Raw genomic sequence first — 838 nt, forward strand, 5'->3', positions numbered from 1 at the left:
GCCCCCCGCTCGGCGCGGGGGCGGCGGGGAGGGTCAGGCTCCGGCGGCGGCCTGCTCCAGCGCTTCCATGCGGACCTTCTCGCCGATGACCGCGCGCAGGGCGTCGGCGGGCAGGTCGCACCAGGAGTCGGGCAGGTCGTCGCGGAGAGCCGCCTCGAAGGCTTCGGTGACCTTGTCGTCCAGGCTGGCCTCGGCGAGACAGTCCAGGTGGTCCTCCTCGCCGGGCTCGGCACCGCAGTCGGGGCATGCGGTGGCGAGGTCGGGGTAGGCCTCGGCGTACCGCTTGGCGGCGGTGTCGAGGATGTGGGTGAGCTTGGGGTCGTCGCCGCCGTAGGCGGGCATGGTGAGCCAGGCGCGCAAAGCGCCGATGGAGACCATCGGGGCGAGGTGGGCGGGGAAGCCCGCGCCGATGGCGACGGCGACGATGCTGGTGTCGTGCAGGCCGTCGATCCAGGCGCGGGTGATGCGCCCGAGGCTGGTGATCTCGACAAGGCCGTCGATGGGGAGTCCGGCGGCGGCGGCGCCCTGGACGTAGTAGGCGCGGGCCTGCTGGATGAGGTCGGCCATCTGGTTGTAGCGGGCCGGGACGGCGGGGATGACCTCGGCGCGGGCGGCGTACTCGCGGCCGTTGGTGACGGCGGTGGCGATGGTGGCGAGGGCGGGCTTGCCGTTCATGCGTGCCTCCTGGGGTTTTGTGGGGGGAACCGCTCCCCTTCACACTTAAAAGTGTAGGGCATATTTAATTAGGTGGCAAGAGGGGATTCCTGCTGATCTCGCCGGGCCGCCCGGCTCGAGCCGGACGCGGGCCGGGCCTTGCGCTCGGGGGCGCCCGGCCGCC

1 protein-coding gene is annotated in these 838 nt (G+C 72.6%); it reads right to left on the bottom strand.

Annotation, left to right across the window (positions count from 1 at the left end; genetic code table 11):
- Positions 1 to 33: 33 nt before the first annotated feature.
- Positions 34 to 675 carry a hypothetical protein gene (locus ACWJ6R_RS37305; protein WP_449066699.1) on the bottom strand — a complete coding sequence of 214 codons (642 nt, stop codon included), beginning with the start codon at positions 673 to 675 and terminating at the stop codon, positions 34 to 36.
- Between the last annotated feature and the right edge of the window lie 163 nt (positions 676 to 838).

This window comes from Planomonospora algeriensis (assembly GCF_977012225.1).

What these genes read in the sequence shown, in the direction of transcription:
- ACWJ6R_RS37305 (WP_449066699.1), bottom strand. Translation starts at nt 675, where the DNA reads ATGAACGGCAAGCCCGCCCTCGCCACCATCGCCACCGCCGTCACCAAC.